12 protein-coding genes and 3 tRNA genes are annotated in these 14,645 nt (G+C 65.2%); 3 read left to right on the top strand and 12 right to left on the bottom strand.

What is annotated here, in order from left to right:
• Positions 1 to 87 precede the first annotated feature (87 nt).
• Positions 88 to 567 (top strand): transcriptional repressor LexA, encoded by a 480-nt coding sequence (lexA, locus tag HHA01_RS00400; protein WP_141317123.1) that lies wholly within the window; start codon positions 88 to 90, stop codon positions 565 to 567.
• On the top strand, positions 567 to 1,187 hold the full coding sequence (locus HHA01_RS00395) for an IMPACT family protein (protein WP_141317122.1): 621 nt from the start codon (positions 567 to 569) through the stop codon (positions 1,185 to 1,187). Before lexA ends, HHA01_RS00395 begins: the two co-directional genes overlap by 1 nt.
• 25 nt (positions 1,188 to 1,212) lie before the next feature.
• Here the strand turns inward: HHA01_RS00395 and olsF are convergent, their stop codons facing one another.
• The 4 genes from olsF to HHA01_RS00375 all read right to left on the bottom strand — a co-directional run bounded on the left by olsF (position 1,213) and on the right by HHA01_RS00375 (position 6,664).
• Positions 1,213 to 2,991 (bottom strand): bifunctional ornithine lipid synthase OlsF, encoded by a 1,779-nt coding sequence (gene olsF / locus HHA01_RS00390; RefSeq protein ID WP_141317121.1) that lies wholly within the window; start codon positions 2,989 to 2,991, stop codon positions 1,213 to 1,215.
• 128 nt (positions 2,992 to 3,119) lie between these two features.
• Positions 3,120 to 4,445: a sodium ion-translocating decarboxylase subunit beta gene (locus HHA01_RS00385; protein ID WP_141317120.1), complete on the bottom strand. Its 1,326-nt coding sequence runs from the start codon at positions 4,443 to 4,445 to the stop codon at positions 3,120 to 3,122.
• Between the two features lie 86 nt (positions 4,446 to 4,531).
• Positions 4,532 to 6,337, bottom strand: coding sequence for a sodium-extruding oxaloacetate decarboxylase subunit alpha (oadA, locus tag HHA01_RS00380; RefSeq protein ID WP_141317119.1), 1,806 nt, complete (start codon positions 6,335 to 6,337; stop codon positions 4,532 to 4,534).
• A gap of 75 nt (positions 6,338 to 6,412) precedes the next feature.
• Positions 6,413 to 6,664 carry an OadG family protein gene (locus tag HHA01_RS00375; protein ID WP_141317118.1) on the bottom strand — a complete coding sequence of 84 codons (252 nt, stop codon included), beginning with the start codon at positions 6,662 to 6,664 and terminating at the stop codon, positions 6,413 to 6,415.
• A gap of 157 nt (positions 6,665 to 6,821) precedes the next feature.
• Here HHA01_RS00375 and HHA01_RS00370 point away from each other — a divergent pair, with 157 nt between their 5' ends.
• Positions 6,822 to 7,781: a tRNA dihydrouridine synthase gene (locus HHA01_RS00370; RefSeq protein WP_170214807.1), complete on the top strand. Its 960-nt coding sequence runs from the start codon at positions 6,822 to 6,824 to the stop codon at positions 7,779 to 7,781.
• Between the two features lie 191 nt (positions 7,782 to 7,972).
• Here the strand turns inward: HHA01_RS00370 and HHA01_RS00365 are convergent.
• From HHA01_RS00365 to recA, 8 genes are all read right to left on the bottom strand, one after another.
• Positions 7,973 to 8,049, bottom strand: a tRNA-Arg gene (locus HHA01_RS00365).
• Between the two features lie 89 nt (positions 8,050 to 8,138).
• Positions 8,139 to 8,215: transfer RNA gene (locus tag HHA01_RS00360), tRNA-Arg, on the bottom strand.
• 21 nt (positions 8,216 to 8,236) lie between these two features.
• Positions 8,237 to 8,329 (bottom strand) — tRNA-Ser (locus HHA01_RS00355).
• Between the two features lie 103 nt (positions 8,330 to 8,432).
• Positions 8,433 to 8,630: a carbon storage regulator CsrA gene (csrA, locus tag HHA01_RS00350; protein ID WP_141317116.1), complete on the bottom strand. Its 198-nt coding sequence runs from the start codon at positions 8,628 to 8,630 to the stop codon at positions 8,433 to 8,435.
• A gap of 217 nt (positions 8,631 to 8,847) precedes the next feature.
• A complete protein-coding gene (locus HHA01_RS00345) occupies positions 8,848 to 10,098 on the bottom strand; it encodes an aspartate kinase (RefSeq protein ID WP_141317115.1) in 1,251 nt (416 codons plus the stop codon).
• Positions 10,099 to 10,197: 99 nt separating this feature from the next.
• On the bottom strand, positions 10,198 to 12,807 hold the full coding sequence (alaS, locus tag HHA01_RS00340) for an alanine--tRNA ligase (RefSeq protein ID WP_141317114.1): 2,610 nt from the start codon (positions 12,805 to 12,807) through the stop codon (positions 10,198 to 10,200).
• A 265-nt stretch (positions 12,808 to 13,072) separates the two neighbouring features.
• Positions 13,073 to 13,537: a regulatory protein RecX gene (locus tag HHA01_RS00335; protein WP_141317113.1), complete on the bottom strand. Its 465-nt coding sequence runs from the start codon at positions 13,535 to 13,537 to the stop codon at positions 13,073 to 13,075.
• A 3-nt stretch (positions 13,538 to 13,540) separates the two neighbouring features.
• Positions 13,541 to 14,611 (bottom strand): recombinase RecA, encoded by a 1,071-nt coding sequence (gene recA, locus HHA01_RS00330; RefSeq protein ID WP_141317112.1) that lies wholly within the window; start codon positions 14,609 to 14,611, stop codon positions 13,541 to 13,543.
• Between the last annotated feature and the right edge of the window lie 34 nt (positions 14,612 to 14,645).

The raw sequence follows: 14,645 nt of genomic DNA, 5'->3' as shown, positions 1-14,645 counted from the left end.
ATGACCCTTGCCAGATGCGAATTGCCTGCTATCCTGACCAAGTACTGTATGAATAGACAGTCATTGCCAACAGGGAGACGTCACGCCATGCCCAGTTCTTCACCACAGTACCTGTTTCGTCAGCCCAACCTGCCGATTGCCGAGGCCTGGGCACCGCTGGACGCCGCCGACCTTGAGGAGCAGGTCGAGATCCCCCTGCTGGGGCGCGTATCGGCGGGCATGCCCATCGAAGCCTGCCTGGATGCAGACAGCATCGAGGTCCCCACGCGCATGGTTCGCCGCAACACCTATGCACTGCGAGTGAACGGCAACTCCATGGTCGATTGCAACATCTTCGATGGCGATGTCATTATCATCGAGCGCCGCGAGAGTGCCGAGAACGGCGAAACCGCGGTGGTGATGATCAATGATCAGGAGGTCACGCTGAAGAAGTTCTATATCGAGAAATCCGGCGTTCGCCTGCAGCCGGCCAATGAATCCATGGCGCCCATCTTCCTGCACAACAGTGATATCCAGGTACTGGGCATGGTCATGGGCGTGGTGCGCCAGCCGGACCTGGCCGCCTGATGCGCTACGCGATTCCCGACCTGGCCGAGGGCGAGTGGCGCGAGACCGAGCTCGAGATAGAACGCAGCCGCTTCCTCACCTGGACCGCCTGCCTCGCGGATACGGCTACCTTCGAGGCGCTGCTCGACGCCGCCAGGCGGGCCCATCCGAACGCCAGCCACCATTGTTCGGCCTTCATCGCCGGCCCGCCCGGGGAGCAGAACGCCATCGGCTTCTCCGATGACGGCGAGCCCGGCGGCACCGCCGGCCGCCCCATGTTTCAGGTGCTGGAAGGCGCCGACCTGGGCCGGGTCGGCTGCGTCGTGATCCGCTACTTCGGCGGCATCAAGCTGGGAACGGGCGGCCTGGCGCGCGCCTATGCCCAGGCCGTGAGCGACGCTCTGGCAAGCCTGCCGCGCCGCGAGGTCGTCGAGCGTACCCCGCTCGACGTCAGGGTCGACTTCGCCGGGGAAGCCATTGCCCGTACCTGGTGCAGCGAGCACGACATTCCCGTCGAAGCGGTCGACTACCAGGCCGATGGCGTGACCCTGACCCTGGGCTGGCCACTCGACAGCGACCAGGACCTCGACCCGTTGAATGCTCGGCTGAAGGGCCGCATGACCCTGCTCACGCCGAGCTGATCGCCCCAGCCCGCGGCTCCGGCTGTCACTCGACGGCAAGCGGCGGATCACGGAGCTCCCGGGGCCGCCCGGCCGGCTCCTCGCCCCGTGTCGCATGGCCGATGTAGCGCGCCCGCTTTTCCGGCTTCAGCCGGGTGACATCCACTTCCACCAGGCCATCGGTGCAGTACCCAAAGCCGGCATCCACGCCGAATGCCAGAAAGCGAGCCCCGCCGGGTTCGGCGACCTCGATGTACTGCTTGTACAGCGCCGGCACACCGGCCCCCATCGCCTGCAGGGCATGACGCAGGCGACGGAAGTCCTGCTGGGCATCATCACCGCTCAGCAGGCGCTCGACCTCCTGCTCGCCCGCCAGCGACAGTCGATAGGGCGCCCGCGGCCGAATCCCGGTGCTGCCATCACCATGATAGTGCTGGTAGTAGCCCACCAGCAGCTCGCGCGCCAGGGGCGGCATCAGGTTGGGAATGGTGACCGGCCCGAACAGCCAGCGCACCTCGGGATGCTCGCGCAGATAGGCCCCCAGTCCGACCCACAGGTATTCCAGGCTGCGCCGTCCCCAGTAGCGCGGCTGGACAAAGCTGCGCCCCAGCTCGACGCCATGGCGCCACCGCTCCCAGGGGGCCTGATCGAGCTGGAAGATCGTGGAAGTGTAGAGGCCGGCCACGCCGTGGCGATCGAGAATCGCGCCGACCTCTCCCAGGCGATAGGCGCCGGCGATTTCCAGATCCTGGTCATCCCACAGGATCAGGTGGCGATAGTAATGGTCGAAATCATCCAGGTCACGCTTGCTGCCGGAGCCCTCCCCCACGCGCCGGAAGGTGATCTCCCGCAGCCGGCCGAGCTCGCGCATTACCGCCGAGTCGGGGTGGCTGTCGAATAACAGGATCCGCTTGCCGTCCTGAGTGACCCCCAGGCGCCTGGCTTCGCGCAGTTCCTCGCGCAGACGCTGACGACTTTCGGGGCGCGCGATGCCGGTCTCGCTGACGAAGACGCCCTTGCGCCCCCGCCCCAGGCGATACACATGCTTGCGCAGCAGCTTCATCTTGACGGCGGTGGTCAGATCCTCGCGGTCGAAGCGTGCCAGCGGGATCAGGCCACCGACGCGCAGTGCCAGCTGGCGATCCCGCTGCCGAAACATCTCGCTGGGCAGCATCAGGGTGCCCAGTTGACTGTGGAGATGCGCCAGGCCGTAGAACCACGAGGAATTGCGGCCGTTGATATGCACCGGCAGGATCGGCGCATTGGTACGCCGTGCGGCGTGCAGAAACCCGGACAGCCACTTGCCATCGCGCACGCCGGCAGGGCCAGCTCGGGATACCTCGCCGGCCGGGAAGACGATCACCGCACGGTCATCTTCCAGGGCCTCGACCATGCGCCCCAGGCTGCGCCGATAGCCCTTGCGCGACAGGTTGTCCACCGGCAGGATCACGTCGCTCAAGGGACCGATCTGGCACAGCAGATCATTGGCCAGAATGCAGACATCGGGACGCAGCTCGGCGACCATCCGGATCAGTGCCAGACCATCCAGGGCCCCGAGGGGATGATTGGCTACGATGACCACCCGGCCGGTCGCGGGAATATTGTCGCGCTGCCGGGACGACAGGGTGTAGCCGAAGCGGAAATGATCGAAGACCTGGTCGATGAACTCCAGCCAGCCCAGCTCGCCATGGCGCGACAGGAAGTCGTTGACCTCGCGCTCATGCACCAGCCGTCGCAACCCGGCCACCAGTGGCCGGCGCATCCAGGCGGGCCAGGCCGCCACTCGGGAGGACTTGCTCAGCAGGGATTGTTCGATATCGATCATTCGAGACTCGCTCCAGCCGGGCGCCCGCGCGCCGATGACCACAGACTAGGAGCGAAAGATGACAGAACGATGGCGCGGCGCCACTCGGGCGCCGCGGAAGGGGTTCAGCGTCGAGCAGGCAGTGCCGTTCAGCCGAGATACTTGATCATTACCCCGGCCGCCACCGCCGAGCCGATGACACCCGCCACATTGGGCCCCATGGCGTGCATCAGCAGGAAGTTGTGCGGATTGGACTCGAGCCCCATCTTGTTGGAGACCCGGGCGGCCATGGGCACGGCCGAAACACCGGCGGAACCGATCAGCGGATTGATCGCCTGCTTGCTGACACCGTTGAGCAGCTTGGCCATGAGGATGCCGCAGGCGGTACCGATGGCGAAGGCGACCATGCCGAGTCCCAGGATCCCCAGGGTTTCCACGGCCAGGAAGCGGTCTGCCATCAACTTGGATCCCACCGAGAGTCCCAGGAAGATGGTCACGGTATTGATCAGGGCATTCTGCGCCGTGTCCGAGAGGCGCTCGACCACCCCGCATTCGCGCATCAGGTTGCCGAAACAGAACATGCCCAGCAGCGGCGCGGCGTCCGGCAGGAAGAGCACCACCAGCACCAGCAGCGCCAGCGGAAAGACGATCTTTTCCAGCTTGGAGACCGGGCGCAACTGGGTCATGGTGATCTCGCGCTCGCGCTGCGAGGTCAGGGCGCGCATGATCGGCGGCTGGATCAGCGGCACCAGCGCCATGTAGGAGTAGGAAGCCACCGCGATGGCGCCCAGCAGTTCGGGGGCCAGCAGGCTGGAGACATAGATCGAGGTCGGGCCGTCGGCGCCACCGATGATACCGATGGCCGCCGCCTGCTTGAGCGAGAAGTCGAACACTCCCATGGCCGAGAGTCCCACCGCCCCGAGCAGGGTGGCGAAGATGCCGAACTGCGCCGCGGCGCCCAGGAAGAGGGTGCGCGGATTGGCCAGCAGCGGACCGAAGTCGGTCATCGCCCCCACCCCCATGAAGATCACCAGGGGCGCCACGCCGGACGCAATGGCCACGCTGTAGAACTGATAGAGCATGCCCGGGGCAAAGCCGGCGGAGGCCGCCACGTCATTGGCGGCACGTACCAGATCCGGCGGGGTATTGCCATGCAGGGTTTCACTCACCAGATGCCGGCTGGCCTCGATGCTCGCCGACGGGTCCAGCGACACGTCCAGCGCCACCGCCATGCGCTCGAGCAACTGGGGGCCGGCTTGATGCGCGGCCTGCTCGGCGGCCGACAGGGCCAGCCCGGCTTCGGGAATATTGGCCAGAATGCCGCCGAAGCCGATCGGCACCAGCAGCAGCGGCTCGAATTTCTTGTTGATGGCCAGGTAGAGCAATGCCAGCCCCACCAGAATCATGACCGCCTGGCCGAGGTCCAGATTGTAGAGTCCCGAGCCATGCCACAGGGTCAGTAGTTTATCTGTCATTACCATGTCCTTGATGAAGGCGCCGAAAGAATGCCTGGCGGGACCGAGGCCCGCCACGGCGCTTTCCGCAGAGCACGTGCGACCGCCTAGAGGGCGATCAGCGTATCGCCGACGGCCACGCTATCCCCTTCGCTGACCCTGACCTCCGAGACGATGCCCGCACTGGCGGCCCGTACCTCGGTCTCCATCTTCATGGCCTCGAGGATGATCACGACATCGCCCTCGGCCACAGTGTCACCGGGCTTGACGTTGACCTTGAAGATGTTGCCGGCCAGGGGCGCGGCGATGGCCTCGCCCGTGGAGGTGACAGCAGGCGCGGCGCCGGCCTGGGGCGCCGTGCCCTGCTCCTGGACCCGGTCGATCTCTCCGCCCTCGGCGACCTCGACCACATAGCTCTTGCCATTGACCTTGACGGTGTAGGTCTCGGGCGCACCGGGCTCACCGGCGGGCGCAGTGACGGGCGCGGCCGTCGCCGATGCTTCCTCCGGGGCCTGTGGCGCCGGCTCGAAGGCACCCGGATCATCCCGGTTGGCCAGGTACTTCAGGCCGATCTGCGGGAAGAGCGCATAGGTGAGGACATCGTCGACCCGACACTGGCCTTCGGCCAGGCGCATGCCATCGGCCTCAGCCTTGTCCTCGAGCTCGCTGGACAGGCGCTCCATCTCCGGCGACAGGCGATCCGCCGGACGTTCGGTGATCGGTTCGGCCCCCTCGAGGACGCGGGCCTGGAGCTGGCTGTTGTAGTCGGCCGGCGCGGCTCCGTATTCGCCCTTGAGCAGCGCCTGGACCTCCTTGGAGATGGACTTGTAACGCTCGCCCATCATCACGTTCATCACCGCCTGGGTCCCGACGATCTGCGATGTCGGGGTAACCAGCGGGATGTAACCGAGGTCCTCGCGCACCCGCGGAATCTCCGCCAGCACGTCGTCCAGCTTGTCGCCGGCCCCCTGCTCCTTGAGCTGGCCTTCCATGTTGGTCAGCATGCCGCCCGGCACCTGAGCCACCAGGATGCGCGAATCGATGCCCTTGAGGGCGCCCTCGAATGACGCATACTTCTTGCGGACGGCGCGGAAGTAGCCGGCGATGTCCTCGAGCGCCTCGAGATCCAGGCCGGTATCCCGCTGCGTGCCCTTGAGCATGGCCACCAGCGATTCGGTGGGGCTGTGACCATAGGTCATCGACATCGACGAGATGGCGGTATCGACATTGTCGACGCCGGCCTCTACCGCCTTGAGCGCCGTGGCCGTGGACATCCCGGTGGTGGCATGGCAGTGCAGATGCACGGGGATGTCCAGCGTCTGCTTGAGGCGCGAAACCAGCTCATGGGCATCATAGGGCGTCAACAGGCCCGCCATGTCCTTGATGGCCAGCGAGTCGGCGCCCATGTCGGCAATGGTGCCGGCCAGCTCGACCCAGCTCTCCATGGTGTGCACCGGGCTCACCGTGTAGGAAATGGTGCCCTGGGCATGGCCGTCATTGGCACGCACGGCACGCAGCGCCCGCTCCAGATTGCGCGGGTCATTCATGGCGTCGAAGACGCGAAACACATCGACCCCGTTGGTCCTGGCGCGCTCGACGAAGCGATCGACCACATCATCGGCATAGTGACGGTAGCCCAGCAGGTTCTGCCCGCGCAGCAGCATCTGCTGGCGTGTATTGGGCATGGCCTCCTTCAATGCCCGAATGCGCTCCCAGGGGTCTTCACCGAGATAGCGAATGCAGGCATCGAAGGTCGCGCCGCCCCAGGACTCCAGTGACCAGAAGCCGATCCGATCGAGCTTTTCGGCAATCGGCAGCATATCGTCCAGACGCAGGCGCGTGGCAAACAGCGACTGATGCGCATCACGCAGCACCACATCCGTGATCCCGAGAGGGTTGGCATTCTCCGTCATGAGAGGTTTCCTTATCGTTGTAACCTGAATATCTTGTTATATAACTAGACGAGAGCGGATCCCGCGGCCGCCCATTCAGCGCCGATGGCGCTGGCGGTGCCGATGCACGGCGACACTGATGGCAGCCATGACGTCCTCATCGCGTGTCGGTGTCGAACGCCCGGCTACCGATGGCGGCCCGGGCGGCGCCGGCTCGGGAAAGTAACGGCCGATCACCCGCGACATCAGGGTGGTCGTGATGACCAGAACCGTCAGGAAGACGAACACGAAACCCATGCCGAGCCCCATCAGGGCCAGGCCCTCGTTCAACAACTGTGTATCCTGCATGCGATCTTCTCCTGCCGCGCCCGACAGCCGCCGGGCCGACGGGCGCGTGTATCTCGGGGCCGGGTGACCTGCCCGCTTCGTTATGCATTACAATGACGTCATGCCACACATTGACGTAGTTAATTTACAACATCAGGGTCGTATCGGCCTAGCCCCCATGGAAGGGGTCATCGATGCCGCGACTCGCGACCTCCTCACCCGCTCGCCCGGCATTGACTGGACCGTGACCGAATTCGTGCGCGTGGTGGACACCCGCCTGCCGCCGCGCGTCTTCCTGCGCCACTGCCCTGAGCTGGCCGATGGCAGGCCGCTCACGCCCGGCGGCGCACCCGTGCATCTGCAGCTGCTGGGCTCGGACCCCGCCGCGCTGGCCGCCAATGCGCGCCAGGCGTTGGCCCTGGGCACGACCAGCCTCGACCTCAATTTCGGCTGCCCCGCCAAACTGGTCAACCGGCACGACGGGGGCGCCTCCATGCTGCGCGACCCGGAGCGTCTTCGCGCCGCCGTCACCGCCGTTCATGACGCCGTGGGCGACACCATCCCGGTAACCGCCAAGGTCCGGCTCGGCTTCGCCGACCGGCGCCGGGCACTGGAGTGCGCCCATGCCGCCGAGGATGGCGGGGCGCAACAGCTAGTGGTCCATGCCCGAACCCGCAACGAGGGTTATCGTCCCCCGGCACACTGGGAATGGATCGGCCGCATGCGCGAGCGCCTGAGCATTCCGGTCGTGGCCAACGGTGATATCTGGAGCCTCGAGGATTACTGGAAGGCCCGCACCCTCTCGGGGTGCCGCGATGTCATGCTGGGACGCAGCGCCCTCGCCGATCCCGACCTGGCAGCGCGGATCCGCCATTGGCAACGCACCGGCGAACGGCTGCCGGCCACCCCCTGGTCGCGCAAGGCTGATACCCTGCTCGCCTATGCTGCATTGCAGCGTAGCACACTTTCCGCGCGGGTGGTGGTCGCTCGACTAAAGCAGTGGATGAACCACATGCGCGCCCATGATGCCGAGGCCGCGACCTGTTTCCAGGCCTTGCGTCGGGTCACTGAGCTGGAGGACTTCCTGGCAGGACTGCGTGATTCGCGGGGCGCCACCCGGCTGGCATCCACGGCCTGACCGCCGGACCCCGGACGCCAAACGCCCACAAAAAAAGAAGCGCTCACCGCTCGACACCCCCGATGACAGGGACTGGCGAGGCAGTGGCGCTTCAACGATCGCGGAATCCGGGCAATGATCGCGCGGATTCCGCCAATGGCAAGCTTGCCAAAAAGGAAGACCCGCCCTCGCGAAGAGGACGGGTCAATATCTGGCGCGCCCGGGAGGATTCGAACCTCCGACCACCTGATTCGTAGTCAGGTACTCTATCCAGCTGAGCTACGGGCGCTGGGGCACGAGGCATCACACGGCTCGAGTGATGGTCGGCGTGCAAGAAGGGGATTCAACAGACGGGACAAGCAGGACTCATCTCGCAAGTGGCGCGCCCGGGAGGATTCGAACCTCCGACCGCCTGATTCGTAGTCAGGTACTCTATCCAGCTGAGCTACGGGCGCTTACCTTCAGTGTGCCAAGTGTGGCGGAGAGGGAGGGATTCGAACCCTCGAAGGGGCTATTAACCCCTTACTCCCTTAGCAGGGGAGCGCCTTCAGCCACTCGGCCACCTCTCCCTCATCGGCACGGTGCGCATACTACCGATCACATAGCGCCTTGTCCAGTGCTCGGTGGATTTTTCTCGTTGAAATCCGGCATCAAGCGCTATCGGAATACGGCTCAAGGGGTCTCGTCATCGGGCTCGTCGTCGGTCTTCTCGCGCTGAATGCGCTGATAGATCTCTTCACGATGCACGGCGACATCCTTGGGCGCATTCACGCCGATGCGGACCTGGTTTCCTTTGACCCCGAGAACGGTGACGGTAATCTCGTCACCCACCATCAGGGTTTCGCCCACACGGCGGGTCAGGATGAGCATGACTGATCTCCTTTTCAGACTTTTGGCTTGCAGCTATGGGATGCATTCATCGGCCGAGAACGACACGACTAGCACCATAGCATCTAGACCATGGCACGTCGTCGCCCTCGAGCCAAGCGTACTGCCGGGACATGAGGCAGTACGCACGTAGGTGCACAGATGGCCGTGCCCGGATGCCTGATTACCAGCGTAGAAGTTGTCGCCGGAATCTGGCGTATTATTCTTGCTCGATGTCGGCCTTGTCGAGCCCGAACGCCTCGTGCAGCGCACGCACCGCCAGCTCCATGTGCTTCTCGTCGATGACCACCGAGATCTTGATCTCGGACGTGGACACCATACGGATATTGATGTTCTCCGCCGACAGCACACGGAACATCTTGGACGCCACGCCGGCATGGGAGCGCATCCCGACCCCGACCAGCGAGACCTTGGCGATATTGTCGTCGGCCTTGATCTCCCCTTCACCCAGCGACGGCAGCACCTGGTCCTTGAGGATGCCGAGTGTCTGCTTGTAATCGCCCTTGGCGACCGTGAAAGTGAAGTCGGTATAGCCACCCGATGGGGCAACGTTCTGCACGATCATGTCGATTTCGATGTTGGCATCGGCAATCGGCCCCAGAATCTTCGACGCCACGCCCGGCACGTCCGGCGTATTGAGCAGGGTCAGCTTGGCTTCATTGGCGGTAAAGGCAATACCGGAGATCAGCGGTTCTTCCATGGAATCCTCGTCTTTATCGGAGTCAGCGACGATCAGCGTGCCCGGGCCCTCTTCGAAGCTGGACAGCACACGCAGCGGGACATTGTATTTGCCGGCAAATTCGACGGCGCGAATCTGCAGGACCTTGGAGCCCAGGCTGGCCAGCTCGAGCATTTCCTCCACGGTGATGGCGTCCAGGCGCCGGGCCCGGGAGCAGACCCGCGGGTCCGTGGTATAGACGCCATCGACATCGGTGTAGATCTGGCACTCATCGGCATTCAGGGCGGCGGCCAGGGCAACGCCCGTGGTGTCGGACCCGCCACGCCCCAGGGTCGTGATGTTGCCTTCCTCGTCGACGCCCTGGAAACCGGCCACCACGGCCACCTGACCATCATTCAGGTCGGCACGCATGTCCTCGGTCTCGATGCGCTGGATTCGCGCCTTGGTGTGCGAGCTGTCGGTCAGGATGCCGACCTGGGAGCCGGTGTAGGAGGTGGCCGGCACGCCGAGCCTGTGCAGCGCCATGGCCAGCAGCGAGATGGTGACCTGCTCGCCGGTGGAGACCAGCATGTCCATCTCGCGTGGCGTCGGTTCGTCATTGATGTCGTTGGCCAGGCCGATCAGGCGATTCGTCTCACCGCTCATCGCCGATACCACGACCACCACCTGGTGTCCTTCATCGCGGTATCGCTTGACCTTCTCGGCCACGGCCTTGATGCGCTCGACCGAGCCCACCGAGGTACCGCCAAACTTCTGTACGTATAGTGCCATTTATCGTTGCCCCTCATCTGCGGGTTAACGTTCGAATGAAAGCGGACGCTCCGGATAAAGCCGGGGCCGAAGGTATTGCGCCTTCGGCCCCGGGGAGCGTCACTGGAGCTTGGAGTCGACCCAGTCCGGGACGCTGTCCAGCGCGCCCGGCAGTGCCGGTACATCGCTGCCGCCCGCCTGTGCCATGTCGGGGCGCCCACCGCCCTTGCCGCCCACCTGGGAGGCCACATGGTTGACCAGTTCGCCGGCCTGCAGCTGGCCGGTCAGGTCCGCGGTGACACCGGCGATCAGGCTGACCTTGCCGGAGGCCTCGTCACCGACGCCGAGAACCACCACGGCCGATCCCAGCTTGTTCTTCACCTGATCGAGCAGGCCGCGCAATTCCTTGCCGGACACTCCCTCGAGGCGCTTGGCCAACACCTTCACGCCCTGGATATCGCGGGCTTCGGCGAGCATGTCACTGCCGGCCGCGCTGGCCACCTTGGCCTTGAGGCGCTCGAGCTCCTTTTCGAGCTGGCGGTTGCTGTCGACCAGCGAGGTCACGCGCTCCTCGACCTGTTCCGGCTTGGCCTTGAGGCGTTCGCCGATCCGGGCCAGGCGTGCCTCCTGCTCACGGAAGTAGGCCAGCGCCGCCTCCCCGGTGATGGCCTCGATGCGACGTACGCCACTGGCAATACCGACTTCGGCGACGATGTGGCAGCAGCCGATGTCGCCGCTGCGCGCCACGTGCGTGCCGCCACACAGCTCGATGGAGAAGTCGTCGGCGCCGATGGTCAGGACACGCACGCTGTCGGCGTACTTGGCCTCGAACAGCGCCGCCGCTCCCTTGTCCTTGGCCTCGTCGAGGGTCATCTGCTCGATACGGGTGGGCGCATTGGCCAGTACCTGGTCATTGATCAGGCGCTCGACCTCGGCCAGCTGCTCCGCCGTCAGCGGTTCGAAGTGACTGAAGTCGAAACGCAGGCGTTCCGGCGTCACCAGCGAGCCCTTCTGCTGGACGTGGTCGCCGAGCACCATGCGCAGGGCCTGGTGCAGCAGGTGAGTCGCCGAGTGATTGCGCACCGTGGCGGCGCGCAGCTGCGGGTCGACACGCGGCGTCACGCTTGTTCCGACCCGCAGTTCGCCCTCGAGCAGCCGCCCATGGTGGAGGTGGTGTCCGCCCTGCTTCTGGGTATCCTCGACCAGGAAACGCCCGCCCTCGAGTTCCAGGTAGCCGGTGTCACCCACCTGGCCGCCGGACTCACCGTAGAAGGGCGTGCGCTCGAGCACCACGACACCGGCCTGCTCGGCCTCGAGACGCTCCAGGGGATTGCCCTGTGCGTCGACCAGGGCGACCACGCCGGCCGTGTCATCGAGGCGCTCATAGCCGGTGAACTCGGTCTCGCCGTCGAGTTCCAGCGCCGCCCCATAGTCGACGCCGAACTGACTGGCCGCGCGGGCACGCTGGCGCTGGGCTTCCAGCGCGCGTTCGAAGCCCGCCTCGTCCAGCGACACTCCTCGCTCGCGGCAGACATCCGCGGTGAGGTCGTAGGGAAAGCCGTAGGTGTCATAGAGCTTGAACACCGTCTCGCCGGCCAGCGTATCGCCTTCCAGGGCGTCCAGCGCCTCTCCCAGCATCCCCATGCCGTGTTCCAGGGTGCGGGCAAACTGTTCTTCCTCCTTGAGCAGGACACGCTCGATCTGGTCGCGGGCCTCGCGCAGCTCGGGATAGGCCGCGCCCATCTCTGCATCCAGCGCCGTCACCAGCTTGTGGAAGAAGTTGCCCTGGGCGCCCAGCTTGTGGCCATGCCGCACGGCGCGGCGAATGATCCGCCGCAGCACATAGCCGCGCCCCTCGTTGGACGGCATGACGCCATCGGCAATCAGGAAGGAGCAGGAACGGATATGATCGGCGATCACGCAGAGTGACGGCGCCATGATGTCGTCATGCCCGGTGGCCCCGGCGGCGGCCTGCAGCAGATTCTGGAAGAGATCGATCTCGTAGTTGGAGTGCACGCCTTGCATGACCGCCGCGATGCGCTCCAGCCCCATGCCGGTATCGATGGACGGCTTGGGCAGCGGGTTCATGTTGCCGCCGGCGTCGCGATCGAACTGCATGAACACCAGGTTCCAGATCTCGATGTAGCGATCCCCGTCCTCTTCCGGACTGCCGGGCGGGCCACCCCAGACCTCGGAGCCGTGATCGAAGAAGACCTCGGAGCTCGGCCCGCAGGGGCCCGTATCGCCCATCTGCCAGAAGTTGTCGTCCTCGAGTCGCGAGAAGCGCTCGGGGTCGATGCCGACTTCATCCTTCCAGATGCGCTCGGCTTCTTCATCGCTGACGTGCACCGTGACCCACAGTTTCTCGCGCGGCAGCCCCAGCACTTCGGTCAGAAAGCTCCAGGCGAACTGGATGGCATCACGCTTGAAATAATCGCCGAAGCTGAAGTTGCCCAGCATCTCGAAAAAGGTGTGGTGGCGCGCGGTGTAGCCGACGTTGTCCAGGTCATTGTGCTTGCCGCCGGCACGCACGCAACGCTGCGCCGATGTCGCGCGCACATAGGGACGCGGGTCGCGGCCCAGGAAGACGTCCTTGAACGGCACCATGCCGGCATTGGTGAACAGCAGGGTCGGGTCGTTGTCCGGCACTAGGGAGCTCGTCGGGACGATGGTATGCCCACGCTCCGCGAAGTAGCTCAGAAAGGCCTGTCTGATGTCTGCACTTTTCATGGAATATCCGTGACAATAAGCATGGTGGCCCGCCGGGCATGCTGCCCGGGGCACTGGAAAGCCAGATGAACATGCCCGTTGTTGTGCTGCTTTATAACGATGCAGAGAGGTGTCGGTCCGGGCGGCATCCGGCCCGCGGGAAGGCTCCGGGATGCGCCGGCTCCTGGCCCGGCACCTTGCGGCATGACGACCTTGCTTTCGTGGCAAAGGCGGCCATTATAGCGCAGTCATCCGTCAACGACAGGGTGGGAATGGCCGGTCAGGGTCAGATGTCGTCCCAGGCGTGCGTCATGGCGTGCCTGAGCTGATCGAAATCAAAACCGCGACCGGCCAGGAAGCGCTCCCGCCGCGCTCTGTCACGCGGGGAGTCGCCGGGGCCCGCAAAGCGTCGCGCCAACACCTGCGCCGCGAGCTCGAACCAGTCGACCTCGTCGGCCACTGCCTCGAAGGCCTCGCGCATGATGGCGTCATCGATGCCGCGCTGCCCGAGCTCGGCGCGCAGCTTGACGGGGCCCTGCCCGCGAGCCACGCGTGAACGCAGGAAGCTCTCGGCAAAGCGCCGGTCCGATTGAAGCCCCTGCTGCTCCAGCTCGTGCAGGCAGGACTCCACTTCGTCCGGCGCATGCCCCTTGGCCGAGAGGCGTTGCCGCAGCTCGCCCCGGGCATATTCGCGCCGCGCCAGCAAGCGGATGGCATCATCGCGCGGCGTGCTGTCGCTCGTCGCCTGCATGGCCTAGAGCAGACCATCCTCGCGCTCGTCGGCTTCTCCGGCCGGCGCTTCGTCTTCACTCTCTTCGTCGCGCGGCTCCGGGGCCGCCAGTAACTGGCCGCGGATCTGGCTCTCGATTTCTTCCATCACCGCCGGATTGTCCTCGAGGTACTGCGCCGCATTGGCCTTGCCCTGACCGATCTTGTTGCCCTGGTAGCTGTACCAGGCGCCGGCCTTGCTCACCAGGCCGCACTGCACGCCCAGGTCGACCACCTCGCCGGCATGGTAGATCCCCTTGCCATACAGAATCTGGAACTCGGCCTGACGGAAGGGCGGCGCCACCTTGTTCTTGACCACCTTGACGCGGGTCTCGTTGCCGGTGACTTCATCGCCCTGCTTCACCGAGCCGGTACGCCGAATGTCCAGGCGCACGCTGGAGTAGAATTTCAGGGCATTGCCGCCCGTGGTGGTCTCGGGGCTGCCGAACATCACGCCGATCTTCATGCGGATCTGGTTGACGAAGATCACCGAGCAGTTGGCGTTCTTCATGTGGCCGGTGACCTTGCGCAATGCCTGGGACATCAGGCGAGCCTGCAGGCCGACATGCGAATCGCCCATCTCCCCCTCGATCTCGGCGCGCGGCGTCAGCGCGGCCACCGAGTCGATGATGATCAGGTCGACGCCACCGGAGCGCACCAGCATGTCGCAGATCTCCAGCGCCTGCTCGCCGGTATCCGGCTGCGAGACCAGCAGATCGTCCAGGTTGACGCCGAGGCGCTCCGCATAACTCGGGTCCAGCGCATGCTCGGCATCGATGAAGGCGCAGGTCTTGCCCTGCTTCTGGGCCTCGGCGATGACCGACAGGGTCAGGGTGGTCTTGCCCGAGGACTCGGGGCCGAAGATCTCGACGACACGGCCATACGGCAGGCCGCCGATGCCCAGTGCGATATCCAGGCCCAGCGAGCCGGTGGATACCGAGGGCATCACTACACGCGGCGTGTCGCCCAGCCGCATCACGGTTCCCTTGCCGAACTGGCGCTCGATCTGCGATAGCGCGGCATCCAGCGCCTTGGAACGGTTCTCGTCCTGAGCCATGAAAGGCCTCCTAAGCGATAGCAGAATATCGGTG

Origin of the sequence: Halomonas halmophila (assembly GCF_006540005.1) — a bacterium.
GTDB classification, from domain to species: Bacteria; Pseudomonadota; Gammaproteobacteria; order Pseudomonadales; family Halomonadaceae; genus Halomonas; species Halomonas halmophila.
Note: the sequence above shows the minus strand (reverse complement) of the source record. Positions and strands in the feature narration are given on the sequence as shown.

Bases quoted from the DNA above. Each gene is read 5' to 3' on its own strand.
- lexA (WP_141317123.1), top strand. From the start codon at position 88: ATGCCCAGTTCTTCACCACAGTACCTGTTTCGTCAGCCCAACCTGCCG.
- HHA01_RS00395 (WP_141317122.1), top strand. From the start codon at position 567: ATGCGCTACGCGATTCCCGACCTGGCCGAGGGCGAGTGGCGCGAGACC.
- olsF (WP_141317121.1), bottom strand. From the start codon at position 2,991: ATGATCGATATCGAACAATCCCTGCTGAGCAAGTCCTCCCGAGTGGCG.
- HHA01_RS00385 (WP_141317120.1), bottom strand. From the start codon at position 4,445: ATGACAGATAAACTACTGACCCTGTGGCATGGCTCGGGACTCTACAAT.
- oadA (WP_141317119.1), bottom strand. From the start codon at position 6,337: ATGACGGAGAATGCCAACCCTCTCGGGATCACGGATGTGGTGCTGCGT.
- HHA01_RS00375 (WP_141317118.1), bottom strand. From the start codon at position 6,664: ATGCAGGATACACAGTTGTTGAACGAGGGCCTGGCCCTGATGGGGCTC.
- HHA01_RS00370 (WP_170214807.1), top strand. From the start codon at position 6,822: ATGGAAGGGGTCATCGATGCCGCGACTCGCGACCTCCTCACCCGCTCG.
- csrA (WP_141317116.1), bottom strand. From the start codon at position 8,630: ATGCTCATCCTGACCCGCCGTGTGGGCGAAACCCTGATGGTGGGTGAC.
- HHA01_RS00345 (WP_141317115.1), bottom strand. From the start codon at position 10,098: ATGGCACTATACGTACAGAAGTTTGGCGGTACCTCGGTGGGCTCGGTC.
- alaS (WP_141317114.1), bottom strand. From the start codon at position 12,807: ATGAAAAGTGCAGACATCAGACAGGCCTTTCTGAGCTACTTCGCGGAG.
- HHA01_RS00335 (WP_141317113.1), bottom strand. From the start codon at position 13,537: ATGCAGGCGACGAGCGACAGCACGCCGCGCGATGATGCCATCCGCTTG.
- recA (WP_141317112.1), bottom strand. From the start codon at position 14,611: ATGGCTCAGGACGAGAACCGTTCCAAGGCGCTGGATGCCGCGCTATCG.